Genomic DNA, 25,470 nt, shown 5'->3' on the forward strand with positions numbered 1-25,470 from the left:
ACCAGAAAATCCGGCGTGCAAGGCACGCCGGATTTCGTTGTTGCCGGGGTGTGACTCAGTGAATGACAGCCACAAAGTCCGGGTCATCGAAATAGCGCTCATAGCCCTCTAGTGCCCCCAGCACTTGAACCGCTCCCCCCCGGGGTGTGGCGTCGACATTGTTGCCGGCCATCTTGTCAGCGCCGGTCACCAGCTGGGCGATGATCATGTGCAGCTGGGCGTCGGCCTCGGGCTGAAGTTCACAGTTCTCCACCATGTAAGCGACGCTGTCATTGATCTGCTCGGCCAGGGGGACGTACTCCGTTGCCGGCAGCTGGTCCTCATGGATGGCGTCGATGGATCCGCGCATCACCAGGCTGATATCGCCCATGGCCTTAGCCAGGGGCGCGTCGATTGCCCACTTTTCGCCGTCGTTGAGCTGCAGCTCGAAGGGGACGTCGCCATGGTCATGGTCGTGCACCGCCGTATCGGCCGCCAGGCCGGCTCCGGAAACCGCCAGTGCGGCCGCCAGGGTAAAGGGGATGATGGCAGTGGAAAGTTTGATCGACATCTTGAATCTCCCGTTCTCGGTATGGATGGGGTGGTGGTAAGGAAGGATGCTGCCGGCGATCATGACGCCAGGGCATCCGCGGGTTCATGGTGCTGCGTTGTTGTCTGTCTGTTCTCCTTGAGGGTGGGACGCAGCAGCAGCATGGCGATGAGGATGACCAGCAGTACCGACGCTTCATGAACCAGCATGCCGATGGCCATGGTCACGCCGCCGAAGAGCACCCCGGCCAGCAGCACGGCCACGGTCAGCAGGGCGATGGCGATATTGAGTCGCATGGTGTTCACCGTCCGCCTGGCCAGGCCCAGGGCATAGGGCAGGCGGGGCAGGCGGTCGGCCATCAGCGCGATATCGGCGGTTTCGATGGCGGCGGGTGAGCCGGCGGCGCCCATGGCCACTCCGATGTCGGCCTGGGCGAGCGCCGGGGTGTCGTTGACGCCGTCGCCCACCATGGCCACGGTATGTCCCTGGCGCTGCAGCGCCTCGACCAGCGTCAGCTTGTCCTCGGGCAGCAGCTCGGCGTGCACTTCGTCCACGCCAAGCTCCGTCGCCACGCTTTCGGCGACACGCCGGGCGTCACCGGTGGCCATGATCACTTTGATACCCCTGGCGTGCAGGGCCTGGATCGCGGCCGGGGCGTCGTCGCGGATCGTATCGGCAACGGCGACGATGCCCACGGCGCGCCCGTCGACTCCCACGAACATGGCCGTCTTGCCGGCCGCGTTAAGGGCTAAAATGCGTTCGTTATCCGGTGTGTGGTCGAGCAAGGCTGCAGAGCCCACGGTAACCGTGTGGCCGTCGACTTCGGCACGGATACCCTTGCCGGTTACCGGTTCGGCCCGCTCCACCATCTCGACGGAAAGTTTGCGCTGCTCGGCACCGCGAATGATCGCTTCCGCCAGGGGGTGCTCGGAGGCGGTTTCTGCCCGGGCGGCCAGCGTGAGAACTTGATCCTCGCTCCAGGCGTCATCCAGCGCCACCACGTCGGTCAGTTCAGGGCGTCCGTTGGTCAGGGTGCCGGTCTTGTCGACCACCACGGCGCTGACCCGAGCGGCAGTTTCAAGGTATTCACCGCCCTTGATCAGCACACCGTCCCGGGCCGAGCGGCCAATGCCAGCGACGATGGACACCGGGATGGAAATGACCAGTGCGCCCGGACAGCCGATGACCAGCAGGGTCAGGGCCAGCTCCACGTTGCGCGTCAGCAGGCCGATGATCAGCGCAGTGAGCATCACCCCGGGCGTGTAGTATCGGGAGAACTTCTCCATGAAGGTCTGGGTCCTGGCCTTGGCATCCTGGGCGTCCTCGACGCGATGGATGATTCTGGCCAGGGCAGTGTCGGCTCCGATGCCGACGGCCTTGACGCGCAGCACGCCGGAGCGTAGCCAGGTGCCGGCAAATACCTCCACGCCCTCGGCCTTCTCGGCAGGCACCGACTCGCCGGTGATACTGGCTTCGTCCACCCCGCCATGGCCGGAGACGACGGTGCCATCCACGGGCACCTGCTCGCCGTTCCTGATCAGCACGGTATCGCCGGGCACCAGCTCCCACACCTCGACGGTTTGCGGCTCACCGTCGCGCAGCACGGTCGCCGTTTCGGGGGCGGCGTCCACCAGGTCCGACAGGGCCTGGCGGGTCCTGTTGAGGGTGGCCCTTTCCAGGGCGCCGCCGAGGGCGAAGAGAAAGGTCACCGCGGCGGATTCCCAGTAGTTGTGAATGAACAGGGCGCCGACCGCGGCGACGATGACCAGCAGGTCGATGGAGATGGTCTTGATGCGCAGGGCCTGGTAGGCGGAGATGGCAATCCGGTAGCCCGCCACCGCGGCGGCGGCGATCATCAGCAGGTCCGAGCCGGTGAGCCAGGACGCGATGATCAACAGGCCAGAGGCGATGACCACGCCCCAGGTGTTCCATTGTTTCATGAGTCTCTCCTGGACGATTGGCGGGGGGCGGGAGTGCCCCCTGCCTGCGCGAACGCTCCGCTCAGATGGCCGAAGGCTTGACGTTGAAGCCGACCTCGGCCACGGCATCGACCAGGGCGCGCACCGAGGCCTTTGCCGGATCGTGGCTGACGAGTACCCGGCCGGAAGCGAATTTCACCTCGGCGGACTCGACGCCCTCGAGCCCCTTGAGCCGGGTTTCGATCTTGTCGACACAGCTGGGGCAGGAGAACTCGTCGGAACGCAGGGTGGTGGTTTTCAGAGTGGAAGTCGTCATGGTCGTCTGCTCCGTCATGGTGAAGTCATGAGCCAGGCCAGAAGTTGGCTGCTCAGCGTTGACTCCATCATAGCGAGCGGACCCTGTCGGGTCGTTCGGTAGTGCGGACTCGAACCTTTTTCTTTGTTGCTGAAAACTTCTTATATATCAATGGGATATGAGTTCTAGGTTCAGTTTGATGAAAGTCGAACCGGAAAGAGGGAGGGGGGAGGGCTGGCTAGGCGGAGTGCTGCGCTTGATAGGCGCTGGGGGTCATCCCGGTGGCTTTCTTGAATGCCGTGTTGAAGACCGACTTGGAGTTGAAGCCCGAGTCATACATCACCTGGAGGATGGTGGTGCCGGCTTCGGCGGCTTCCAGCTGACGGCGGGCCTCGGCGATGCGGTAGTCGCTGACGAGCTCGAAGAAGTTCTTGCCGAGCCCCTCGTTGATGGCCCGCGACAGCTCCCGGGAGGGCACGCCGAGCTGGCGCGCCAGCTGGTCCACGCTGAGGTTGGCATCCAGGTAGGGTCGGGCCTCGGCCATGTGGCGATCAAGGTGGCGCAGCAGCGCGGCGTTCTCCGCGCTGACCAGGGCGGCCCGGCCCGGCGCTTCACTTTCCGCCAGCTGCACCTCTTCTGCACTCAATCCCGAGAATATGCCTGGCTGGCGCAGGGCGTGTATCAGCAGATAGTTGATGAACAGGAAGCCGGAAATGGCTCCGGCGGCGGATACCGCCGTGGCACTCACAAGATCCTTGTAGATATGCGCAAAGAGGCAGTAGAACAGGCTGACGGTCCAGACACAGGCGTAGCCGATCAACAGCGTGCGCAGCCAGGCCAGCTGCTTGCTTTCGAGATTGGAGAAGAGCTGTCGTAGCGTGGTGCCGAAGCTGCCGAGCTCACGGATGGTGGCCCACAGGTAGCCGAGAAATACCAGATGGATGGCGACCGCCAGCAGTGGTGAGGCGAGGACTCCCGGGTGGTCGCGGCTCATCAGGATCTGCAGCTTCACCTCGCCGGGCTGCAGGTAGTACTCCACCACGAAGATGGCTGAGATCACCCAGAACAGCAGGCTGTGGATGGCGTGCCCAGGAACGAGCCGGAAGTCACGATACATCAGCGACTTCGCGTAGAGATAGAGCAGGCTCACCTGGAGCAGGCCGATCAGGGTGCCCAGATAGGCCAGGTTTGGATGCTCGAGGGCGAGCCCGGTGGAATAGAGGAAGACCTCGGCGAGGCCCGCGGCAAAGGTGAGAACGCTGGCTGCCAGCAGGCGGTTGCTGACCACGCGGAACGTCTCCGGCAGCAGCAGGAAAGCAGACAGGGCCAGAGACTGCACGATACTGGTGATCAGCAGGATATCGACCAATGTCAGGTACATATTGCTTCTCCGCTTCCTCTACGCTCAGTCGCGCCAGCCCTTCCACAGCCTCGCGGGACGAGGCGAGCATCGCCGGCTGGCGGCGACGCCTCCCGTGCTCGCCACTGCTCGGAATGCAACGCCGAACCGAGCATGCTGGATGGCTGCCCCGGCGGCGACTCCGGCTGTGGCTGGCCGCAGTGTAGCGCGTCGTGGCCGCGCCCCGGCCGTTCAGCGGAACTGGTAGCTTTCCTGATGAAAACGTAGGGAAAGCGAGCGCTGCTTCAGGCCACTGCGCAGGGTGCTGGCCAGGCCCTTGGGTCCGCAGAACCAGAGATCCACTCGGCGGTCGTGGAGACGCAGTCGATCCGCGGTCAATCGCTGTCCCTGCCGGCTGTCGTGGAGATGCAGCGAGACATCCGGCAGTTGTTCCGTCAGCCGTTGCAGGCGAGCCACCATCGGATCATCCACGGCGCCGGCGGTGCAGTAGTGCAGCGTGATCGCCGGGCGTGCGGGGTCGGCATCGAACAGGCGTTTCTCCAGCGCCGCCAGAAACGGCGTGACCCCTATGCCACCGGCCACCCAGATCTGCTGGGCGTTTTTTCTGCCGCTGGCGGGATCAAAACGACCATAAGGGCCTTCGATCGTAACTGCCTGGCCACTGCTGAGCCGTTGCGGAATATCGCGGGTGTAGTCTCCCAGTGCCTTGATGTGGAAACTGAGCTGCCCGCTGCCGTTGTCAGCGCTGGACAGACTAAAAGGATGCGCCCCTTCAATCCGGTCGAAGGTCACCAAGGCGAATTGTCCGGCTTGATGCCCTGGCCACCGCCTGCCCATGTCACAGACGACTTCCGTGATGTTGGATGATGTCTGCTTGATGGCCTGAACCAGTCCTTTGTAGCGGCGGGTCCTTCCAATTTGCCCGGTCAGCGATTGCAGGCTTGCGGCGGCACCACCCACAATCAACAGTGCCATCAGCCAGCCGGTGGGTTGTTGCCACCACTTCAGCGGAGCCAACAACACTGCATGGGCTGCCAGTGCCAGATAAATCAGCGGCATCACCCGGTGCAGGTAACGCCAGTAATAGTAGGGCACCAACCGGGTCAGGGTAATGACAACCAGAAACAGCAACAGATACAGGCCGGGTTCGCCCAAGTCTTCAGCGCCATCCTGGAGGCCGTCCAGCAGGCCCGAAAAGTGTGCTTCCTGCAAGCTCCGATCCGAGCCAAACAGCGCTTCGAGACCATCATCCGCCATTTCGGTCAGCCAGTGTGTCAGCGCAAAACTTACGGACAGAATACCGGTCCATTTATGCAGCTGATACATGCTGTCCAGACCACCCAACGGCGACTCCAGCCATCCAGGCCGGGTAGCCAGCACCATGGTGATGGACATGAAATTGATGGCAAGGTATCCACTGAGTGTCAGTAACTGCTCATAGCTCAGCCCCGGGGCCCAGAAGCTGATTTGAGTTGCCAAAAGCAGGCAAAGGGTGATGCTGGTACGTATGTTAGGCATAAAACAAACTCCGGCTTAAGTTTGTTTAAATTCTGAAGCCTTAACCTGACACCAGCCTTAAGGAAACGCTGCACACATCCCGCCACAGCTGCCTGGCAGCCGTCGGCGGGGTAAAATCTGGCCACCCTGTCACCACCTGACCGAGCCACCCGATGAAGCAGATCTCTTTCGCCCAGGCAGAGCACCAGAACAAGAAGAAAGTGACCCGCCGCGAGCGGTTCCTGGCCCAGATGGAGGCGCTGGTGCCTTGGCAACGGCTCATCGACGCGCTGTCGCCGTCCTACTTCCCGAATGCAGAGGGCAAGCGCGGCCGTCCGCCCATCGGCCTGGAGCGCATGCTGCGGATCTACTTCTTGCAACAGTGGTATGCGCTCGCCGACGAGGCGCTCGAAGATGCGATCTACGATAGCCAGGCGATGCGTGACTTCGTGGGTATCGATTTGGCCATCGAGAGCGTACCGGACGCGACCACGCTGCTGCGCTTCCGTCATCTGTTGGAGAAGCATGCGCTGACCCAGCGGATCTTCGAAGAGATCAACGCCCACTTGGCTGAGCAGGGCCTGTTCATGCGCGAGGGCACCATCGTCGACGCCACCATCGTGGCAGCGGCTCCTTCCACCAAGAACAAGGCCAAGCAGCGCGATCCGGAGATGAAGCAGACCAAGAAGGGCAACCAGTGGTACTTCGGCCTGAAGGCCCATATCGGCGTCGATGCCGTCACCGGACTGACTCACAGTGTCGTCGCGACCTCGGCCAACGTCGCCGATGTCACCATGGCCGGTGCTCTGGTCCGGGAGGATGACAAGCGGGTATACGGCGACGCGGGTTACACCGGCATGTGGAAGCATCTCGACGAAGAGAAGGATGCCCCGGATTCCAAGTGCTGCGTTGCCGCCAAGCGCGGCGCGATCAAGAAGATGGACGACAGCCCGATGAAAACGCTCCTCCTGGCAATCGAGAAGGCCAAGGCCAGCATCCGCGCCAAGGTCGAGCACCCGTTTCATGTCATCAAGAACCTCTTCGGCTACCGGAAGGTTCGCTACAAAGGGCTGGCCAAGAACCAGGCGCAGCTGTTCACCCTGTTCGCCCTCGGCAACCTGGTGCTGGCGAGAAGGTGCGAGGGGGATGCCGACGGGGCCAGTGTGTCTTGAATTTGGCTTGGCAGCCGGAAAACCGGCTGCCAAGAAAAACGGGCCACTTGAAGTGGTCATGTAATGACCGCTGAGACGATGATCGGGCCAGACTGAACGGTTCAGCCGCGCAGAACCGATTTATTCAGTGGTTCCTTAAATGTCTCTATGAATCCAGGCTTCGAAACCGTCACTCCGGCCTGAGGCTGTTCCGAGTGAAGATAACGCAGTCCGGACGACCTGAACTGCCCTCATGGCCTTGCTTACGCCCCGGGACGCAAGCGACCTGGGGCGTCTTTATTGGCGGCCATGCCACCATGGTGGCTCAGGGGCTTAGGTCAATAAACGTCCTCACGATAGCGCCCCTGAGCCTTGAGCGTCGCCACGTCCATGCCCAGCGGTGCGACTATGTCATTCAGCGCCGCCATGACGTTTTTTGCCATATCCCGGCCGCCGCAAACCAAGATCTGCGCGCCCTTCTCGATCAGCCAGCGCAGTTCGGGGCCATTCGCGATGAGCTTGTCCTGTACATAGGCGCGCTCATCGACGCGGGAAAAGGTCGTGTTCAGCTTCGTCAGCCGCCTGTCCTCGAGATAGACGTTCAGTTCGGGCTCATAGAGGAAGTCGGACTGCGGACTGCGGCCGCCCCAATAGAGGTGCATGGCTTGATGCGCCTTGTTGTGGCGGATGAAACCGACCAGCGGTCCGATGCCGGTACCCGCGCCAATCAGCACGATCGGCGCCTTGCCGGAGGCGGGGCGGAAGTTCTGGTTGGGCTGGATAAAGGCGTCGATGGTGCCGCCTATCGGCAGCGCATGAAGGAAGCCTGAACATAGGCCGCTGGGATGCTGGCGCACGCAGATCTCCAGGGTGCCGTCTTTCGAGGCGGAGGCCAGCGAATACAAGCGCGGCACATGGCTGTCCGGTGGCAGGATGCCGACCAGGTCGCCGGCCTCGAAATGCGGCAGGCCGGTGTGCCCTAGCAAGCGGCCCAGCAGGCCGGTCTTGCCGCCACCTTCAGGCGCCTTGAAACGCAGCACGGCGGTGGGGGCCTGCACATCGGCGCCGTAATCCACCCGCTCGGCCAGTTCCAGCACGGTGGTGCGTGGTCGCACTGGGGTATGGACCAGCGTCAGGTCGATGCCGAGTACCTTGCCTACCGCGTGGCCCCAGCGGGCGAACTCCTGGGTTGACTGCCGGTCGATGGTGTCAAGCGGCAGCAGCTGCGGCCAGCCTTTGGCGGCGAGCGTCGCCTCGACCTCTTTCGCGAACCCGCAGAATTGCGGGAACTGTCGGTCACCGAAGCCCAGTACGGCCACTGGGAGCTCGGGCGTTTTGGTGATCTTTTCGAGCCGCGCCAGGAACCGGTTGGCCGAGGACGGTGCCGTGCCATCTCCGTAGGTCGCGGTGAGGATGAACAGCCGTTTCGCGTCGCGATAACGCGGGGCCAGCTGGTTCATGGGAGCGGTATGCACACGGTGGCCGGCCTGGACCAGGCTGTCGTGCAGGGTCCTGACGAAGCTCCAGGTCGTATTGCCTTCACTGCCGACGAGGATCACGCTGTCCGCGGCGGTCGGCCCGCTGTTGGCGGCGAGCTTCGGCTTCGATTGGTGGCGCTTCCACCAGATGATCGTGCCGGTCACGGCCATCACCGGGACCGTCAGGGCGGCCAGGCCGAGGATCAGCCCAAGCCACCAGAGGCCTTCGCCAGTGTGTAGCATGTAGATGAACTCATAAAACTGGTGAGTGGCGTCATGGGACTGATAGGAGAGCCACTCGCCGCTGGCCTGGTCGATATAGCCGGCACCCTGATGGGTACTCAGGGAGTACATGTCCATGGGATCGTTTGGGTAGGGGTAGACCAGCTCTCGCAGGTCGCTTACGTCCGTTGCCTTCAAGGCCGGCAGGGCATCGATGGCGGCGGGAGGGCCACCATCGACCTCCAGCGGGAATTCGGGCTCGGCCGCCACGCCCTCCGAGGCCAGGCCGAAGGTGGTCGCGGAGAGGTAGGCCCCGGTCAGCCCCGACAGCAGCAGGCCGAGAATCGCTACCCGGCCGAGCTCGATATGCAGCCGTTGGCTCAGCGTGCCGCGCACCGGGTGCAGCAACTGGCGCCATCCGCCCAGGCGAGCGGCCAGCAGCATGGCGCCGGAGACCGCCAGCACGACCATCATTAGCGCCGTGATGCCGGCCACCGCGCGACCGGGCATATCGAGCAGCAAGGAACGGTGCAGGTTCTTCACCCAGCGCGAGAACGACGACGGCTCATGAGGAGCGATACCCTGCCCGGTGCGTGGATCCACCCGATCGGCGCCCACCTGTCCGTCTCGGGTGTAATAGACGATCAGGGTGCCCGAGGGCGTGCGCTCGATCTGCTCGGCCCCCGGGTAATGCTCCGCTACCTTGCCCGCCAGCTCGGCGACGCTGACCTGCCCGGCGGCGGGCACCACGGCTCCCGACCGCTCGAGGGCCGGATCGAGCGATAGGATCGCCCCGGTCACCGAGAGAACGATGACGAACAGCGCCGCGATCAGGCCGGGTAGCGAATGAAACTGGCGTAGCATGGGTTCTGTGCTCCTTGTGCGGTCAGAGGGTGTAGCTGAATGACTGGACGTAGCCACGGCCCGAGACCGGCTTGCCTGCACCCTCGGTGGTCAGCGGGACGACGACGTCGGCGCGATTGTCGCGCATGTCCTCGACGGCGGTGTCGACCCGCACCTCATACCCGGCGTCGATCAGCTCATCGGCAAGATCCAGGGTGATGGTCAGGGAGCGTCCGCTGCCGACGCTGGCTCCGGTCAGTCCGTCATATTCACTGCTGCGCTGACCGCTGCCTCGCGCCCAGTCCCGCAGGTGCTTGTAGTATTTCGACTTCTCTCCGGCGATCCAGAGCGTACCCTGGTATTGGCCGTCGGCGTCGGTAAGGTAGAGCGCCACATAGGCGCCGTCGCCTCCGTAGTTTTTCAGCTCGGTATTGAAGGTCACCTCCCGCGCCTGGGCGAGGGCCGGCAGCGCGATGGCAACGGCAAGGCCGAAGGCAAGAGCAAGGGTGAGTCTTTTCATCGTCTGTCTCCGTCACATGTTGGTATCGGGCCATCTAGCGTCCGTATGAAACAACGCATCACTCGATGCGGACGGACGGCTTGCCGCTGACGATGCCGCTGTCGGGGCCGGTGCGAGACTCCGAGCGCCGGCTGGTAACTTCGCTGTCGTCGTCGTCGTCGTCGTCGTCGTCGTCGTCGTCGGAGCGGTCATATTCCTTGTCGTCGTAGTCGTATTCGATTTCCAGCTTGCGCAGGCGCAGCGATGCCGGGGCGTACTCCGCCTCGACCTCGTTGCCCTCCTGATCGAGGCCCTTGACCTCGTAGCAGCCGTCATCGACCTTGATGCGGCGTACCTCCCAGCCCTTGGCCTCGAGCTGCTGGCGCAGGGCGTCGTGAGGCTGCCAGTCGGCGACCGGATCACGACAGTCGTCATCGGCTAGGGTCATTCCACTCGCCAGGATGGTGGCCAGCGTGGTGGTGACAAACAGTGGCGTTTTCATGGTTTTCTCCAGATGATGTTCACCTTGTCACTGTAAGCGGATCACCTGACAGGAATCTGACGTGGATACGACTGCTTCGATGTATGGGCGAGTCGGTCCCGTTCAGGTTGCCGTCAGGCAGACCCGTTAGGCTCAGGGTGTCTGTGACCTCAGGAGAAAATGGGATATGCGCATATTACTGATCGAGGATGCGCCCTCTCTGGGCGAGGCGGTGCGCGAACAGATCAGCGAAGATGGCCATGCCGTGGACTGGATGCAGTGCTTGAAGCACGCTGAAGCGAGCGTCGCGACGACCGCCTACGATCTGATTCTGCTTGACTTGATGCTGCCCGATGGCCGAGGACTCGATTTTCTGAGGCGCCGACGCAAGGCAGGCGATACCACGCCGGTGATTATCTTGACCGCACGGGATCAGATATCTGACCGTATTGAAGGGCTGAACGCCGGCGCGGACGACTACCTGGTCAAGCCCTTTGACCTGTCGGAGCTGTCCGCTCGGATCGCCGCCGTGGCGCGGCGTTACAGTGGCAATCCCAATCCGCTGATCCGCGTGGGTGAGTTGGAGATCGATCTGGTCAATCATTCGGTGCTCCGGGCCGGACACGGCGTCGAGCTGACGGCACGGGAATGGGCGCTGCTCGAGTCGCTCGTGCAACATCCCGGAGCGCTGTTGTCCCGGGCTCAACTCGAGGATCACCTGTATGCCTTCGGCGCGGAGATCGAAAGCAATACCGTAGAGGTTCATATCAGCCGCATGCGCAAGAAGTTGGGACATGCCAGCATCGAGACCGTACGTGGCATGGGCTATCGGCTGGGGCGGAGATGAGCCGGCCGATTAGCCTGCAGCGTCGTCTCGGCCTCGGCTTGACCCTCGGGGTGACGCTATTCTGGCTGGTCGCCACCACGGTCACGGCGCTGATCGTCGAACATACCATCGACAGGACCCTCGATAGTTCCCTGGAAGAGACCGCGCAACGCATCCTGTCCCTGGCCGTCGTCGAAATCTACAACCGTGAAGATGCCGGCCTGCTCCAGCAGGTGGCCGCCCTGCGCCCTCACGAGGAGTACATTACCTACCTGGTTCGGGGAATGGATGGCACGCCGTTGCTCGCCTCGCATGACATCGATCCGTCCACTTTCCCGGAGACGCCTCAGGCGGGGCTGCGCAGCACGGCAACGCATCGGCTCTACGGCACCACCGCGATCAGCGATACCCTTTTCATCGAGGTCGCCGAGCCGCTTGCCTCTCGACGCCAGGCAAAATGGCAAGCGATCGTGATGCTGCTCTTGCCGTTGGTGGGGCTGATACCACTGAGCCTTATTGGCATCTGGTGGTTCGTGCGTCATAGCTTGAGTGGAGTCAGAGCGTATCGTGATGCGCTCGAGGCGCGCGGGGCAGGGGACCTGTCGCTGGTGGAGGGCAAGCGCCTGCCGGCGGAACTCGTGCCCATCGCCGAGGCGGTGAACCATCTGCTGGAGCGATTGCGCCGCGCCCTGGAGTCCGAACGCAGCTTCACGGCTAACAGCGCCCATGAGCTGCGCACGCCCCTGGCGGCGACCCTGGCCCAGGTGCAGCGTCTGCGCCATGAAGCGCCGCCGGGGCGGCTGCAGGATCGGGCGGCTCGCATCGAGGCGTCGCTGCGCCAGCTTTCGCGGCTGTCGGAGAAGCTGATGCAGCTGGCCAAGGCGGAGGGCAGTGACCTCCTGGCCGAAACACCCCAGGACGTCCGGCCGATCATCGCTCATGTCGTCGACGACTTTCGCCGTGTTTCCGCGGTGCGCCTCGAACTTTCACTGCCCAAGGAAGCGCGAATCCTTTCATCGATCGATCCGGATGCCTTGGCGATTCTGCTGCGTAATCTGATCGAAAATGCCCTGAAGCATGGGCAGGACGATCGGCCCGTCGAGGTCGCCCTGTCGAGCGAAGGCGTGTTGCGGGTGGTCAACGCGGGACCGGTGATTCCGGCGGAGGTGCTCGCTCGGCTGACGGACCGCTTCACCCGGGGCAATACCCGGGCCGGCGGCTCCGGCCTGGGACTCGCCATCGCCCAGGCGATCGCCGAGGGGGCTGGTGTCACCTTGACGCTCCTCGCCCCTGCGTCAGGACGAAAGGATGGTTTCGAGGCGAGTCTGCGGTTACCGCCGTGAGCCTTGACAAGTGTCAAAGGTATGCTGATGGAAACCCGACACCTGATCATCATGCACGACGTCTTCCTTAAGGGCGGCGGTATGGACCTGCTATGGTCGCTTCATGGCTCAAGGAGCGCTCGGCGCTGGCAGTGTCCCGCATGTTCGCAAGCCTATGGCCTGATAGGCAGTCGCGATTCCATCCGGTAGACACTGCGCATGGCGCGAGCCGAAAAAATGCATCGATATTTGGGTTCTTTCAGCGCCGTGTAAGCCTGCCTTGCCAGACTGTTGATGAGCCGGGTGGAACCCTCCGCTCGGCAGTCAAACTTCCTCGATCGATGAGGAAGGAGGATAACATCATGAGCCGTCGTCATATCATTGGTCTCGTTAGCGGTGTAATGCTCCTGGCTGGCGTTGTCGTCCCCGCGGCAGCAGAGCAGGCTTCCTGGGAGACCACGCCCCGAATACCGCAGGTCGCCTTCATGGAGCATCACGACAAGCTTCAGGAGTGGTCCAGGGGGTTGGGCGTCACGCTGCCCCTGGCGGCTGCGCCAGCGCCCGTCGTGAAGGCCACGTCGTCTTCCCCTGAGCCCATGTCCCGGCTACCGCAGAGCGCCGTCACTGAGCACCGCAACAAGCTGCAGGAATGGTCGCGGGGGCTCGGTGTCACGCTGCATGATCTCTGATCGTTCGTGATGGGCCATGGGGAAGGGAAAAATAAGGAGAACTGAAAAAACGCTGAGTGCACCGCTGGCCGTCAGCCGTTAGAGCGCACCGCCCCGGGTCACGAGAGTGGCCCGGGGCGATGGCGTTTCTGGGGGCTGGCGCTCAGTGATCATGAGCACTGGCGTTGCCCGCGATCACATTGTGTACATCCTCCAGATAGTGGACGTAGTGCACATAGTGATCGACGAACTCTCGTCCCAGCTCGGGGTTATCACCGGCTCGCTGCCTGGCTGCCAGGGTGGTCTCGAAGGCCGAGCGTGTCTCCTGTTCGAACTTCTCGACGAGGCGGGCCAGAAAGGTATCGATCTCGCCCTCTTCCAACGCCCTGTCGGCGAGCTGAACCGCAGGGTCAATCTCACCGGCCGGCTTGATGCCGGTGAAAGGCGCGCCTTCATAGGCGCGGTGAGTTGCTACCAACTTGGCGAAGAACTGCTGGTCAGCCAGCTCCCGGGCATTGTCACCGAGCGCGCGCACCTCGAGGGTCTTGTCGAACATGGACGCGAGCTCTGCCTCATCGTCGGCGGGGATCCACTTGAGAACCGGCGTGATATCGCCCGACTCCAGCGCGAGTCGTGCTTCCGAGATCACCGGGCCGTCCAAGGCATCGCAGTGGGCGAATGCGGGGGTGGCCAGCGGCAGGGCGAGGGCGGAAGTGGTAGCGATGGCCAGAAGGTGTTTGCGAAGTGGCAGGGTCATGGTGTCTTGCTCCGAAATCGTGGATGGGCCAGTCGAGGTACTGATCGACTGTGCTTCCATATTAGGGAGTGAAGACGCCGGGGTCGTTCGAAGGCCTGCGGTCGAACCTCGTCATAAGTCCTTTGATATCAATATTTTGATGGTTCTTGCGGCGTATTTCGGAAAGTCGAACTTCGAGGCCAGCTCGATGAGCGCGTCGGGCGGTCATGAGCGGGCGCGATAGGCGCTGGGGGTCATCCCGGTGGCTTTCTTGAATGCCGTGTTGAAGACCGACTTGGAGTTGAAGCCCGAGTCATACATCACCTGGAGGATGGTGGTGCCGGCTTCGGCGGCTTCCAGCTGACGGCGGGCCTCGGCGATGCGGTAGTCGCTGACGAGCTCGAAGAAGTTCTTGCCGAGCCCCTCGTTGATGGCCCGCGACAGCTCCCGGGAGGGGACGCCGAGCTGGCGGGCCAGCTGGTCCACGCTGAGGTTGGCATCCAGGTAGGGTCGGGCCTCGGCCATGTGGCGATCAAGGTGGCGCAGCAGCGCGGCGTTCTCCGCGCTGACCAGGGCGGCCCGGCCCGGCGCTTCACTTTCCGCCAGCTGCACCTCGTCGGTGCTCAACCCCGAGAAGATGCTCGGCTGGCGGAGGGCGTTTATCAGCAGATAGTTGATGAACAGGAAGCCGGAAATGGCACCGACGGCGGATACCGCCGTGACACTCACGAGATCCCTGTAGACATGGGCGGAGAGGCAGTAGAAGAGGCTGATGAGCCAGGCGATGGCGTACAGGATCAGCAGGGTGCGCAACCAGGCCAGCTGCTTGTTCTCCAGGTTGGAGAAGAGCTGTCGTACCGAGGTGCCGAAGCGGGTCAGGGCGTGGATGGTGGCCCACAGATAGCCGAGAAATACCAGATGGATGGCCACCGCCAGCAGCGGTGAGGTGAGGACTCCCGGGTGGTCACGGTCGACCAGGATCTCCAGCTTCACCTCCGTGGGCTGCAGGTAGTATTCGACCAGGAAGATCGCGGATATCACCCAGAACGGCAGGGTGTGCAGGGCGTGCCGGGGCAGCAGGCGGAAGTCGCTATACATCAGGGATTGCGCATAGATATAGAGCAGGCCCGCCTGCAGCAGGCCGACCAGGGTGCCCAGATACGCAAGGTTGGGGTGCTCCAGCGCCAGGCCGGTGGAGTAGAGAAAGAACTCACCGAGTCCGGCGGCGAAGGTCAGGACGCTGGCTGCCAGCAGGCGGTTGCTGATCAGCCGGAACGTCTCGGGCAACAGCAGGAAGACGGCCAGCCCCAGCGACTGAATGATGCTGGTGGCCAGCAGCAGATCGACCAGGGTCAGATACATGATGGCTCGCCTTGATGGTTCGCGTCAGCCTCGCAGCTTGAGGTGCTCGAAGTGGCGCTTGAGTCGCCTGGCCAGGGTTTCCAGGGCCTCCCGGGGCGGGGCGTCCTCCACCGCTTCCCGGTAGCCGGGGTCGAGGCAGTGTTCCCGCCGGGCCAGCTGGATAGCGTAGCGACGTACGCCGCAGTCGGCCAGGGTCATGGCCAGTCGCTCGAGCTCCTCCAGGGTGAAGTCGCGCCAGTGCACCGTGGTGCGGCACTCGAAGGGGATGTCGCCCTCCAGCAGCAGCGACAGGCTGCGGGCGTGGCGCTGCCAGATGCCGTGCCGGCCGCCGATGCGGTCGAAGTCGGCACCGCGCCCCTTGGTATCCAGGGCCACCCAGTCGAGCCGCGGCAGCAGCGCCTCCAGGCGCTCCGGGTAGGGCCCGGCGGTATGCAGGCCCACCGCCAGTCCGAGTGACCGGCAGGCGTCGGCGGCGGCGGGCAGATCAGGATGCAGGGTGGGCTCGCCGCCGCTGAAGACCACGGCATCGATCTCGCCTGCCCGAGCCGCCAGCAGTGCCTCCATGGCCGGCCACTCCCCCGGGGCGGCGCGGCGGGCCGGCCCCATGCTGCTCGCCGTCTCGCAGTAGCCGCACTGCAGCGGACAACCCTGCAGGTAGACCACCGCCGCCCGGCGACCCGGGAAGGCGTGGTCGTCCCGGGCCTCGAAGCCGGCAATGGGCAGACGGATCACGGCACCGGGCTCGGGGACCAGGGGGATCACCATGGCGCTCACCCCAGGCTGGCGGCTCGGCTGTGGTCCATGCCGGGGCGGCCGTGCCAGTAGCCGTCGCAGATCTCGGCGTCGACCAGGCTGAGTGGATCGGGGGTGGGCAGCTCGCCGCGGCGGGCGGCATCGAAGGCCGTGACCACCTCCGCCATGCCCTCGGGGCGCGGGCTCAGGCGTGCCACGCCGACGCCCATCCCGGCCATGTCCGGCACCTCGTGGCGCAGGTCCTGGCAGGCCCCCGAGAGGGTCTGGATGCCGTTCAGGGTGAATACCTGCTGGGACTCCTGGGAGCGCAGGGCCAGGCCCTCCGGGTGCTTCTGGCAGACGAACTGGCAGCGGTCCTTGGGCTTCTGGTAGCGCCGTGCGGTGAAGCAGCGCGACGACCAGGCCAGCGGCAGGTGGCCATAGGCGAACACCTCGCAGGGCGCCTCGAGGCCCTCGTCACGACAGTCGGCCAGCAGGCGGGCGAGGTCGTCCTTCGACATCTCCACCGGGGCCTGCCAGCGCTGCATGCCGGCCCGGGCCAGCACGGAAAGTGTGGCCGGGTTGTAGAGGTTGAGCGCCGCACCGGCGACGAAGGGCAGGCCGGCCGAGGAGAGGCGCTGCAGGGCACTCTGGTCGTTGGCCTCCACCCGGAACTCGCCGTTGTCGCAGAGCTTGCGCAGGTCGCGCAGGTCGGCCTCGGATTCGATCAGCGTCTGGCTCGAGAGCACCACCTGCTTGCCGCTCTGGGCTAGCTCGCGGCCCAGCCCCAGCCAGTCGTCGAGCTTCATGTCCCGGCGCCGCGAGCAGACCGACTCGCCCAGGTGGACGATCTCGACCGGCCAGTCGGCGGCCTCGCGATAGAAGTCGGCGTAGCGCTCGCGGGTCCAGTAGAAGAGCACCGGGCCCAGGGACAGCTGGAGCGTGGGGGTGTCGGACATGGGGCTCTCTCCTATTTCCAGCGGCGCTCGTAGGCGCCCAGGGTGGTGGTGCTGCCTTCGGAGACCTCGCCGAGGCCGGTCATCCAGGCGGGCTCGGCGTGGAAGCGGCCGGGGGCTCGCTCCAGACGATCCAGGGCCTGGCGCCAGATGCCGGCCACCTTTGACACATAGGCCGGGCTGCGCTGGCGGCCTTCGATCTTCACTGCGCTGATGCCGAGCTCCGCGAGCTCGGGCAGCAGCTCCAGGGTGTTGAGGCTGGTGGGCTCCTCGATGGCGTGGTAGGTCTCGCCCCCCCACCTCGAAGCGCCCCTTGCACAGCGTCGGATAGCCGGCGTTCTCGCCCTCGCCGTAGCGGTCGATCAGCACGCCGTTCAGCCGCGACTCCAGGCCCTCGGGGGTCTCCTCCCAGCGCACGTGGGCGGCCGGCGAGCAGACCCCGCGGGTGTTGGGGGATTCGCCGGTGAGATACGACGAGAGGTAGCAGCGCCCCTCGGCCATGATGCAGAGGCTGCCGAAGGCGAATACCTCGAGCTCCACTGGGCTCTGTTTGGCGAGGTCGCGCACCTGGGTGATCGACAGCACCCGCGGCAGCACGGCGCGCTTGATGCCGAACTGGTCGTGGTAGAAGCGCAGGGCCTCATGGCTGGTGGCCGAGCCCTGCACCGAGAGGTGGCGGGCGAGGTCCGGGTGGCGGCGGGCGGCGTAGTCGAGCAGCCCCATGTCGGCCATGATCAGGGCATCGACGCCAAGCTCCGCGGCCTGGTCCACGGCGCGGGTCCACAGCGCCCAGCCGTCGGGCTGCGGGTAGGTGTTGATGGCGCAGAACACCTTCTTGCCGCGGGCGTGGGCGTAGTCGATCCCTTCCCTGGCGCGCTTGTCGGTGAAGTTGAGCCCGGCGAACTGGCGGGCGTTGGTGGTGTTCTGGAAGCCGAAATAGACGGCATCGGCCCCTTCATCCACGGCGCGCTTCAGGGCAGGCAGGTTGCCGGCGGGGCAGACGAGCTCCATGGTGAGCCTCCTGTGGTGGGAATCCCGACCATGCTAGTCGACTATCCCCGGCGGTCTTTTGACGCGGGTCATGGCGACCCCGGGTTGGGTCTGCGGGCGCGCCAGGCGTCGGCACTTTTTCCTGAAACCAGGCGTTCCTGAACGCAAACGGCCCCCGGTATCGGGGGCCGTGGCGGGCGGGCCAGCGTGGCATCGTTCAGCCGGCGCGTTCGAAGAGCAGGTTGTTCTCCAGGTGGATGTGCTGCATCAGGTCGTCGCGGAACTCGCGCAGCCCGGTGTAGAGGGCGCGCCAGGTGGTGCAGGCACCCTTGGGCGGGGTGATGTTGTCGGTCAGCGCCAGCACCTGCTCGAGGTTCTCGCCGTGGTCATCATGCTCGTGGCGCATCACCGCGATGGGTCCCTGGGCCTGGGCGCCCATCCCCCGGCGCAGCATCGGGAAGAGGATCTGCTCCTCCTTCTGCATATGGCTCTCCATCTCCTGATGGATGGTGGTGAGCAGGTCGGCCAGGCCATTGGGGCAGCTGTCGCGCTCACCGTGGACCTGCTCGACGCGCCGCGCCATGCGCACAAGCTCCGGAAGCTGCTGGCGGTGGACGTCGTGGTAGCGGGTGAGGATATGGTCGATCAGCTCGTCGTTGCTGGCCGACTGCCAGTCGCGCTCGTCGCTCGCGCCGGCGGGCAGTGCCTCGAGCTCGGCGACCAGAGCCTCGGGCGCGAGGCCGATGCGCTCGGCGGCCTCGCGCAGGCTGATGCGTCCGCCGCAGCAGAAGTCGATGTTGTGATCGCGAAATACCCGGGTGGCGCCCGGCAGGGTCAGGGCGGTGCGGCCGACGGTCTGTTCGATCAGGCTCATAGTGAGGTCCTCCTGGGGTGATGTGCTCTGCCCGACTGGCGGGGTGGAATAACCGACGTCGCTGGCAGGTGGATCGAGGTAGCGCCTTAAAGATGTATATTTAATACCTCTTTAAGGCGAGGCTGACATGGGGCAAATTGTCGCCCCCCATCTCGCCCCTCATCGCCCGGGGCGTGGGGACGCTGATGGCGTTATTCGGTGCCATCCACTTGACCGAGGTCAGCGTCGGGTGATGTCGGCTGGCGGCTGTCTCGCCGCCATGCTAGATAGTAATCAATTACTATCTTTTGAGGCATGAGCATGTCCCAACGCCAGCATCTCCCCGCCGACGAGCGCCGGGAGCGCACCGTGAAGGCCGTCGTCGCCCTGTGCGGCGAGGAGGATCCCGCGACCCTGACCACCGGCCGCATCGCCCAGCGCATGGGGGTGACCCAGGGGGCGCTGTTTCGCCACTTTCCCAACAAGGAGGCGATCTGGGAGGCGGTGGTGGCCTGGGTGGCCGAGCGGGTCATGGCGCGGGTCGGTGCCGCCGCCGAGGGCGTCGAGGAGCCCCTGCAGGCGCTGGAGGCGATGTTCCTGGCCCATGTGGCCTTCATCGCCGAGCATCCCGGAGTGCCGCGCCTGCTGATGGGGCAGCTGCAGCAGCCTTGTCCCACCCCGGCCAGCCGCATGGTGAAGGGCCTGCTGGCGACCTATCGGCAGCGCCTGGCAGGGTGGCTCGAGGAAGGGCAACGATGCGGCCAGCTACGCCCCGGGCTAGATCTGGACGCCGCGGCGGCCCAGTTCATCGGCTGCATCCAGGGGCTGGTGGTGCAGGCGCTGATCGACGGCGACGTAGCCGGGATCGTCGACCGTGCGCCGGCGGCCTTCGACCTCTATCGGCACGGCATCCGAGCGGATCGCGGAGGTGAGGCATGAGCCCACGGGGGAAGCGACTGGGGAGAGGGCTCCTGGTACTGGCGGGTGTTGCCGCGGGCATGGCGCTGCTGGTGGTGTTCGTGGCCAATCGCCAGGTCCCGGAGCGCCGCGACACGCCGCCGGCGCCTGCCGCGGTGGCGGTGATAGAGGCGCAGCCGCTGGCGTTTCGCCTGGAGGCTCGCGGCCACGGCGTGGCACGCCCTGCCGAGACCTGGCAGGCCGTGGCCAATGTCTCGGGCCGGGTAGTGGAGCGCCATCCGGCGCTGGAGAGCGGTACCCTGCTGCGCGAAGGCACCCTGTTGCTGGCGCTGGACCCTAGCCGCTACGAGCTGGCCATCGCCGAGGCCGAGGCGGAGCTGGCCAGCCTGGCCGGCGAGCTGGCTCAGCTTGCCGCCGAGGAGGAGAACACCGATCGCCTGCTGGCGCTGGAACGCCAGGCCCTGGCCCTGGCCGAACAGGAACTGTCGCGCATCGAGCGCCTGGCGGCCAGCGGGTCGGTGTCGACCTCCCAGCGCGATGCCCAGCGGCGCAGCACCCTAGGGCAGCGCCAGGCGGTGGCATCGCTGGAGAATGGCCTGGCGCTGCTGCCGGCGCGGCGCGAGGTGCTCGAGGCCCAGCGTGAGCGCGCCGCGGTGCGCCTGGCCCAGGCTCGTCAGGACCTGGCGGATACCCGCTTTGAAGCGCCCTATGACCTGCGCCTGGCCGAGGTGGCGGTGGAGCTACACCAGTTCGTCAGTGTGGGCCAGCGACTGTTCGAGGCGGACAGCCTGGCCGCCGCCGAGGTGGAGGCGCGAATTCCCTTCACCGCGATGCGTCGCCTGCTGGGTCGTGTGGCCCCGGCCGAGCTTCCACCCGGCACCCTGGACCTCGGCGAGCGCATCGACCTCGATGCGATTGATGCAGAGCTGGAGCTGGTCGGGGCCCCCGGCGTGGGCTGGCAGGGCCGGGTGGTGCGCGTGGCCAGCGGCCTCGATCCGGCCACCCGCGCCGTGCGGGTGGTGGTCAGGGTCGAGCACCCCTGGCGTGATGCGCGCCCCCCCGATCATCCACCGCTGCAGCGCGACATGTATACCCGGGTGAGGCTCTCGGCCGGGGGCCCCGAGGCCTCGATGGTGGTGCCGTCGTCGGCGCTTCACCAGGGTGAGCTCTATCTTGCCGATGAGCAGGGGCGCCTGATGCGACGCCCGGTCTCCGTGGCCTTCCAGCAGGCAGGGCTGGCGGTGATCGAGGCGGGCCTGGCCCCGGGGGAACGGGTGGTGCTCGACGACCTGCAGCCGGCCATCGAGGGCATGGCGCTCGCCGTGCGACGGGACGAGGCCGCCGAGGCGCGCCTGGCCGCCCGGGCCCGGGGTGATGCCGCGGCGGGAGAGCGGCCATGATCCGCTGGTTTGCCGCCCACCCCACCGCCGCCAACCTGCTGCTGATCCTGCTGCTGGCCGCCGGGCTGTTTGCCGCCCCTCATCTCAAGCGCGAGACCTTCCCCGACTACCGCCCGGTGGAGGTGTCCGTGGAGGTGGTCTATCGGGGGGCCAGCGCCGCCGACGTCGAGGATGCGATCTGCCGGCGCCTGTTCGATGCCGTCAAGGGGGTGGAGTTTCTCGACGAGTTCGGCTGCGTGGCCCAGGACAACCTGGCCAACGCCACGGCGACCATGGCCGCCGGCGGCGACGCCATCCGCTTCCTCAACGAGATCGACACCGAGGTGAGCGCCATTACCGAGCTGCCGGCCCGCGCCGATCCCCCGGTGGTGCGCGAGCTCCACCGCAGCGACCTGGTGGCCGCGGTGGCAGTGTCCGGTGATATGCCGAGGCGCCAGCTGGAAGACTACGCCCTGCGCCTGGAGGAGCGCATCATGACCCTGCCCGGCGTTGCCCGGGTGGCAATTCACGGCATGTCCCAGCGTCAGTGGCAGGTGGAGGTGCCCCGCGAGGTGCTGGGGCAGCACGGCCTCTCGGCGCGGGAGCTGGCGCGACGGGTGGCCGGCCAGAGCCTCGACCTGCCCCTGGGCACCCTGGAGACCGCCGACCGGGATCTCCTGCTGCGCTTCACCGACCAGCGTCGCTCGCCCGCCGAGCTGGCCGAGCTGGTGGTGGTCTCCGACGCCGGCGGCGGCGAGCTGACCCTGGGCGAGCTGGCCACCATCACCGAGAGCGGCGAGCGCGCCGAGGAGCAGGTCCGCTTCAACGGCGAGCCGGCGCTGGTGCTGGAGGTGAGCAAGGCGCTGCGCGACGATGCGCTGACCGTCAAGGAGCGGCTCGAGTCGCTGCTCGAGGCCGAGCGTCATCGTTTCGACGGCGGCATCTCGCTGACGCTGACCCAGGATGCGACCAGCATCGTCCGCGACCGCCTGCAGATGCTGGTGGGCAACGGCCTGATGGGTCTGGTGCTGGTGGTGCTGGTGATGAGCCTCTTCTTCCGCCCGCGGCTGGCCCTGTGGGCGGTGCTGGGCCTGCCGGCTGCCTTCATGGGCGCCTTCATCGTCATGGCCCTGACCGGGCTGTCGATGAACATGATCACCCTGGTGGCGCTGCTGATGGCGATCGGCATCGTCATGGACGATGCCATCGTGATCACCGACAACATCGCCGCCCACGCCAGCGAGGGTGCCTCGCCCCTGGAGGCGGTGGTCTCGGGCACCCGCCAGGTGCTGCCCGGGGTGCTCTCGTCGTTCCTGACCACGGTGGCGGTGTTCGCGCCGCTCTCCTTCCTGGCCGGGGAGCTGGGGGCGGTGCTGGAAGTGCTGCCGGTGGTGCTGATCGCGGCCCTGGCGGCGAGCCTCATCGAGGCGTTCTGGATCCTGCCGCATCATCTCAAGGGCAGTCTCAAGGGCAGCGAGGGGAAGCTGGCCGAGGGCCACGACTCCCGCTTCCGGGCCGCCTTCGAGCGACGCTTCGCGCGCTTTCGCGAGGCCGTCGGGGGGCTGGCCGACCAGGCGATCCGCTTTCGGCATGCGGTGCTGGGGCTCGTGCTCGCCATCATCCTGGGCTCGGCCGGTTTCATGGCCGGGGGGCATGTGGGCAGCGAGGCGATGCCGGATATCGATGGCGACGTGCTGGAGGCGCGCATCCTGATGCCCCAGGGCTCCCCCCTGGCGCGCACCGAGGCGGTGGTCGAGCGGGTCGAGGCGGCGATGCGTGAGCTCGATGCCCGCTTCTCGCCGGCACAGCCGGGAGGCGCCTCCCTGGTCGAGGCGATCCAGGCGCGCTTCAACCACAACCCCAGCGCCCGGGAGGCCGGCCCCCATGTGGCCACCGTCATCGTCGACCTGCTCACCGCCGAGCGTCGCCGGGTGACCCTGGAGGAGCTGACCGCCGCCTGGCGGGAGGCGATCGGCGAGATCGAGGGTCTGCAGCGGCTGATCATCCAGGAGCCTGGCTTCGGCCCCGCCGGCGTGCCGGTGGAGGTGCGCCTGACAGGAGACGATCTCGCTGCCATGAAGGCCGCGGCGCTGGAGCTGGGAGGGCATCTCGAGGCCTACGCGGCCGTCTACAACGTCATCGATGACCTGCGCCTGGGCAAGCCCCAGCTGGCCTTCTCCCTGGCCGAGGGCGCCCATGGCCTGGGGCTCGCCGCCGACGAGGTGGCCGGCCAGCTGCGTGCGGCGCTGCTGGGGGAGATCGCCGACACCCTGCGCATCGGTGACCAGGAGATCGAGGTGCTGATCCGCCTGGCCGAAGCGGACAGGAGCTCCCTCGACGACCTGGCCGACTTGACCATCGCCCTGCCCGACGGGCGCCGGGTGCCCCTGGAAGTGGTGGCCAACGCCGAGGAGCGGCGCGACTGGGCGCGCATCACCCGCATCGACGGCCGACGCACCGTCACCGTGGAAGCCAACGTGGATGCGCGCCAGGCCAGCGGTCAGGCCGTCGTCGATGACCTCGCCGGCAGCGGCTGGCTGAGCGAGTTCCGCCAGCGGCATCCCGGGGTGGAGATCTCCTTCGAGGGACAGGTGGCGCGCTCCGCCGAGACCGGCAGCTCCATCGGCCGCGGGCTGCTGATCGGTCTGGTGGGGATCTTCGTTATCCTCTCCTTCCAGTTCCGCAGCTACGTGGAGCCGCTGATCGTCATGCTCTCGATTCCGCTGGCCTTCATCGGCGCCATCTGGGGACACGTGCTCATGGGCTACTACCTCTCCATGCCCTCGCTGATCGGCGCGGCCTCCCTGGCCGGTATCGTGGTCAACAACGCCATCCTGCTGATCCACTTCATCAAGACGCACCGCGAGCGCGGGCTGGAGGCGGTGGCGGCCGCCGGCCAGGCCAGCCGCGACCGGCTGCGCGCCATCCTGATCTCGTCTACTACCACCATCGCCGGGCTGCTGCCGCTGCTGGCCGAGACCAGCTCCCAGGCGGCGGCCATCAAGCCGCTGGTGATCTCGGTGGTCTTTGGCCTGCTCAGCGCCACGGTGCTGGTGCTGCTGGTGATCCCGGCGCTCTATGTGCTGCTGGACGACTGGGGCTGGGTCCGTCAGCCCCCAGGGTGAGTTCTCTCTTGACGACGCTGGGGCAGCGCCTAGGCTTAAGATGTATAAAAAATACATCTTATTGCGAGGCGAAGCCGTGAGGGGGTGCCATGATCAAGGTGCGGCTCTATCGCTACCACCCCGAGCGGGATGACCTGCCCAGGATGGAGACCCTGGAGGTGGAGGAGCGCTTCCGCAAGGCCATGGTGCTGGATGTGCTCGAGCACCTGAAGCAGGAGGATGCCACCCTGGCCTACCGGCGCTCCTGCCGGGAAGGGGTGTGCGGTTCCGACGGCATGAACATCAACGGCAAGAACGGCCTGGCCTGCATCACGCCGGTGGGGGAGGTGCTGGGCAGGGGGGACACCCTGACCCTGCGCCCGCTGCCGGGGATGCCGGTGATCCGCGATCTGGTCGTCGACCAGCGTCTCTTCTTCCGCCAGTTCGAGAAGATTCGCCCCTGGCTGATCAACGACCAGGCGCCCCCCGCCATCGAGCGACGACAGAGCCCCGAGGACCGCGAGAAGCTGGATGGCCTCTACGAGTGCATCCTCTGCGCCTGCTGCAGTTCGGCTTGCCCCTCCTGGTGGTGGAACCCCGACAGGTACATCGGCCCGGCCGGGCTGCTGCAGGCCTATCGCTTCCTGATCGACAGCCGCGATACCGCCACCGACGAGCGGCTGGCGGCGCTCGACGACCCCTTCAGCGTGTTCCGCTGCCGGCAGATCGCCAACTGCACCTGGGTCTGCCCCAAGGGGCTCAATCCGATGCGCGCCATCGGCCATATCAAGGCGATGCTGCTGGCGCGCGGCAGCTGACCACCCACCCCAAGCGACGGGAGGTAGGCCATGGCCTTTCGCCAGGTGAAGGATCTGCTCGAGTGGATCCATGATTTCCACAGGCAGCTGGGTGTGCAGTACGCCCGGTTAGCCGAGGCGGCACCCGATGAGCGCATGCGTATGGCACTGGTATTCCTCGCCGACCGCGAGCGGCGCCTGCAGGAGGGCATGGCGGCCTATCTCGAGGATGCCGATCAGGGGCTCCTGACCACCTGGCTGATCGACAGTCAGGAGTTCTGCCACCCCGCCGTGCTGGAGCGCATTCCCCCCTGCCTGGGTTGTCACGACGTGCAGGATATCCTGGCCAATGTGATGACGGCCCACCAGACTCTCAAGGACATGTATCGGCTGCGCGCCGAGCTGGCCTCGATTCCCGAGGAGGTCGAACTCTTCCGGCATCTCGCCGACCAGCAGGAGGCCGAGGCGCGGCTGCAAACTCGCGACCTTGCCCGCCTCGATATGTACTGAGACCTCGATATGGACTGAGACGTTGCCGCGGCATCACCAGAGA

General features: G+C 65.8%; 22 protein-coding genes and 1 pseudogene. 9 read left to right on the forward strand and 14 right to left on the reverse strand.

Features of this window, described 5'->3' with window-relative positions; genetic code table 11:
• Positions 1–55 precede the first annotated feature (55 nt).
• From HIR79_RS01840 to HIR79_RS01860, 5 genes are all read right to left on the reverse strand, one after another.
• Positions 56–550 carry a hypothetical protein gene (locus HIR79_RS01840; RefSeq protein WP_169956352.1) on the reverse strand — a complete coding sequence of 165 codons (495 nt, stop codon included), beginning with the start codon at positions 548–550 and terminating at the stop codon, positions 56–58.
• Positions 551–609: 59 nt separating this feature from the next.
• On the reverse strand, positions 610–2,469 hold the full coding sequence (locus tag HIR79_RS01845; RefSeq protein WP_169956354.1) for a heavy metal translocating P-type ATPase: 1,860 nt from the start codon (positions 2,467–2,469) through the stop codon (positions 610–612).
• Between the two features lie 61 nt (positions 2,470–2,530).
• The gene (locus HIR79_RS01850; RefSeq protein ID WP_169956356.1) at positions 2,531–2,764 is read right to left on the reverse strand and encodes a heavy-metal-associated domain-containing protein; all 234 of its coding nucleotides are present in this window, start codon (positions 2,762–2,764) and stop codon (positions 2,531–2,533) included.
• A gap of 217 nt (positions 2,765–2,981) precedes the next feature.
• The gene (locus HIR79_RS01855) at positions 2,982–4,124 is read right to left on the reverse strand and encodes a helix-turn-helix domain-containing protein (protein WP_169956358.1); all 1,143 of its coding nucleotides are present in this window, start codon (positions 4,122–4,124) and stop codon (positions 2,982–2,984) included.
• A gap of 210 nt (positions 4,125–4,334) precedes the next feature.
• Complete coding sequence (locus HIR79_RS01860; RefSeq protein WP_169956360.1) at positions 4,335–5,621, reverse strand: ferredoxin reductase family protein; 1,287 nt, start codon at positions 5,619–5,621, stop codon at positions 4,335–4,337.
• A gap of 152 nt (positions 5,622–5,773) precedes the next feature.
• Between HIR79_RS01860 and HIR79_RS01865 the strand changes: the two genes are divergently transcribed.
• Complete coding sequence (locus HIR79_RS01865; RefSeq protein ID WP_169956362.1) at positions 5,774–6,772, forward strand: IS5 family transposase; 999 nt, start codon at positions 5,774–5,776, stop codon at positions 6,770–6,772.
• A 317-nt stretch (positions 6,773–7,089) separates the two neighbouring features.
• On the opposite strand, the gene HIR79_RS01870 is transcribed toward HIR79_RS01865, so the two are convergent.
• Genes HIR79_RS01870 through HIR79_RS01880 form a run of 3 tightly spaced genes read right to left on the reverse strand, consistent with a single transcriptional unit; the run spans position 7,090 to position 10,295 of the window.
• Positions 7,090–9,315, reverse strand: coding sequence for a PepSY domain-containing protein (locus tag HIR79_RS01870; protein WP_169956364.1), 2,226 nt, complete (start codon positions 9,313–9,315; stop codon positions 7,090–7,092).
• 22 nt (positions 9,316–9,337) lie between these two features.
• Positions 9,338–9,814: a DUF2271 domain-containing protein gene (locus HIR79_RS01875; protein WP_169956367.1), complete on the reverse strand. Its 477-nt coding sequence runs from the start codon at positions 9,812–9,814 to the stop codon at positions 9,338–9,340.
• Between the two features lie 58 nt (positions 9,815–9,872).
• A complete protein-coding gene (locus tag HIR79_RS01880) occupies positions 9,873–10,295 on the reverse strand; it encodes a PepSY domain-containing protein (RefSeq protein ID WP_169956369.1) in 423 nt (140 codons plus the stop codon).
• A 166-nt stretch (positions 10,296–10,461) separates the two neighbouring features.
• Between HIR79_RS01880 and HIR79_RS01885 the strand changes: the two genes are divergently transcribed.
• The 3 genes from HIR79_RS01885 (at position 10,462) to HIR79_RS01895 (ending at position 13,111) form a co-directional block, all read left to right on the forward strand.
• Positions 10,462–11,121 (forward strand): response regulator, encoded by a 660-nt coding sequence (locus tag HIR79_RS01885; RefSeq protein ID WP_169956371.1) that lies wholly within the window; start codon positions 10,462–10,464, stop codon positions 11,119–11,121.
• Complete coding sequence (locus tag HIR79_RS01890) at positions 11,118–12,443, forward strand: sensor histidine kinase (protein WP_169956373.1); 1,326 nt, start codon at positions 11,118–11,120, stop codon at positions 12,441–12,443. Before HIR79_RS01885 ends, HIR79_RS01890 begins: the two co-directional genes overlap by 4 nt.
• Before the next feature lie 341 nt (positions 12,444–12,784).
• Positions 12,785–13,111, forward strand: a complete 327-nt coding sequence (locus tag HIR79_RS01895; protein WP_169956375.1) for a hypothetical protein — start codon at positions 12,785–12,787, stop codon at positions 13,109–13,111.
• Positions 13,112–13,253: 142 nt separating this feature from the next.
• On the opposite strand, the gene HIR79_RS01900 is transcribed toward HIR79_RS01895, so the two are convergent.
• From HIR79_RS01900 to ytfE, 6 genes and pseudogenes are all read right to left on the reverse strand, one after another.
• Positions 13,254–13,847 (reverse strand): DUF6448 family protein, encoded by a 594-nt coding sequence (locus tag HIR79_RS01900; protein ID WP_169956377.1) that lies wholly within the window; start codon positions 13,845–13,847, stop codon positions 13,254–13,256.
• Between the two features lie 204 nt (positions 13,848–14,051).
• The gene (locus tag HIR79_RS01905) at positions 14,052–15,188 is read right to left on the reverse strand and encodes a helix-turn-helix domain-containing protein (RefSeq protein WP_169956379.1); all 1,137 of its coding nucleotides are present in this window, start codon (positions 15,186–15,188) and stop codon (positions 14,052–14,054) included.
• 24 nt (positions 15,189–15,212) lie between these two features.
• Entirely contained in the window at positions 15,213–15,953 is a 741-nt protein-coding gene (locus tag HIR79_RS01910) for an anaerobic ribonucleoside-triphosphate reductase activating protein (protein WP_169956381.1), read from the reverse strand.
• A gap of 5 nt (positions 15,954–15,958) precedes the next feature.
• Positions 15,959–16,879 carry a U32 family peptidase gene (locus tag HIR79_RS01915; RefSeq protein ID WP_169956383.1) on the reverse strand — a complete coding sequence of 307 codons (921 nt, stop codon included), beginning with the start codon at positions 16,877–16,879 and terminating at the stop codon, positions 15,959–15,961.
• Positions 16,880–16,890: 11 nt separating this feature from the next.
• Positions 16,891–17,887, reverse strand: a pseudogene (ubiU, locus tag HIR79_RS01920) (ubiquinone anaerobic biosynthesis protein UbiU).
• A gap of 196 nt (positions 17,888–18,083) precedes the next feature.
• Positions 18,084–18,740 (reverse strand): iron-sulfur cluster repair protein YtfE, encoded by a 657-nt coding sequence (gene ytfE / locus HIR79_RS01925; protein WP_169956385.1) that lies wholly within the window; start codon positions 18,738–18,740, stop codon positions 18,084–18,086.
• A gap of 300 nt (positions 18,741–19,040) precedes the next feature.
• Here ytfE and HIR79_RS01930 point away from each other — a divergent pair, with 300 nt between their 5' ends.
• The 5 genes from HIR79_RS01930 (at position 19,041) to HIR79_RS01950 (ending at position 25,427) form a co-directional block, all read left to right on the forward strand.
• Positions 19,041–19,658, forward strand: a complete 618-nt coding sequence (locus HIR79_RS01930; RefSeq protein WP_211620907.1) for a TetR/AcrR family transcriptional regulator — start codon at positions 19,041–19,043, stop codon at positions 19,656–19,658.
• A complete protein-coding gene (locus HIR79_RS01935; protein WP_169956389.1) occupies positions 19,655–21,037 on the forward strand; it encodes an efflux RND transporter periplasmic adaptor subunit in 1,383 nt (460 codons plus the stop codon). Before HIR79_RS01930 ends, HIR79_RS01935 begins: the two co-directional genes overlap by 4 nt.
• Positions 21,034–24,141 carry an efflux RND transporter permease subunit gene (locus HIR79_RS01940; protein ID WP_169956390.1) on the forward strand — a complete coding sequence of 1,036 codons (3,108 nt, stop codon included), beginning with the start codon at positions 21,034–21,036 and terminating at the stop codon, positions 24,139–24,141. Before HIR79_RS01935 ends, HIR79_RS01940 begins: the two co-directional genes overlap by 4 nt.
• 92 nt (positions 24,142–24,233) lie before the next feature.
• Complete coding sequence (locus tag HIR79_RS01945; protein WP_283241862.1) at positions 24,234–24,938, forward strand: succinate dehydrogenase iron-sulfur subunit; 705 nt, start codon at positions 24,234–24,236, stop codon at positions 24,936–24,938.
• 30 nt (positions 24,939–24,968) lie between these two features.
• Positions 24,969–25,427, forward strand: coding sequence for a 2-hydroxyacyl-CoA dehydratase (locus HIR79_RS01950; RefSeq protein WP_169956394.1), 459 nt, complete (start codon positions 24,969–24,971; stop codon positions 25,425–25,427).
• Positions 25,428–25,470 lie beyond the last annotated feature (43 nt).

Origin of the sequence: Halomonas sp. PGE1 (genome assembly GCF_013000985.1) — a bacterium.
Lineage (GTDB): Bacteria > Pseudomonadota > Gammaproteobacteria > Pseudomonadales > Halomonadaceae > Halomonas > Halomonas alkalicola.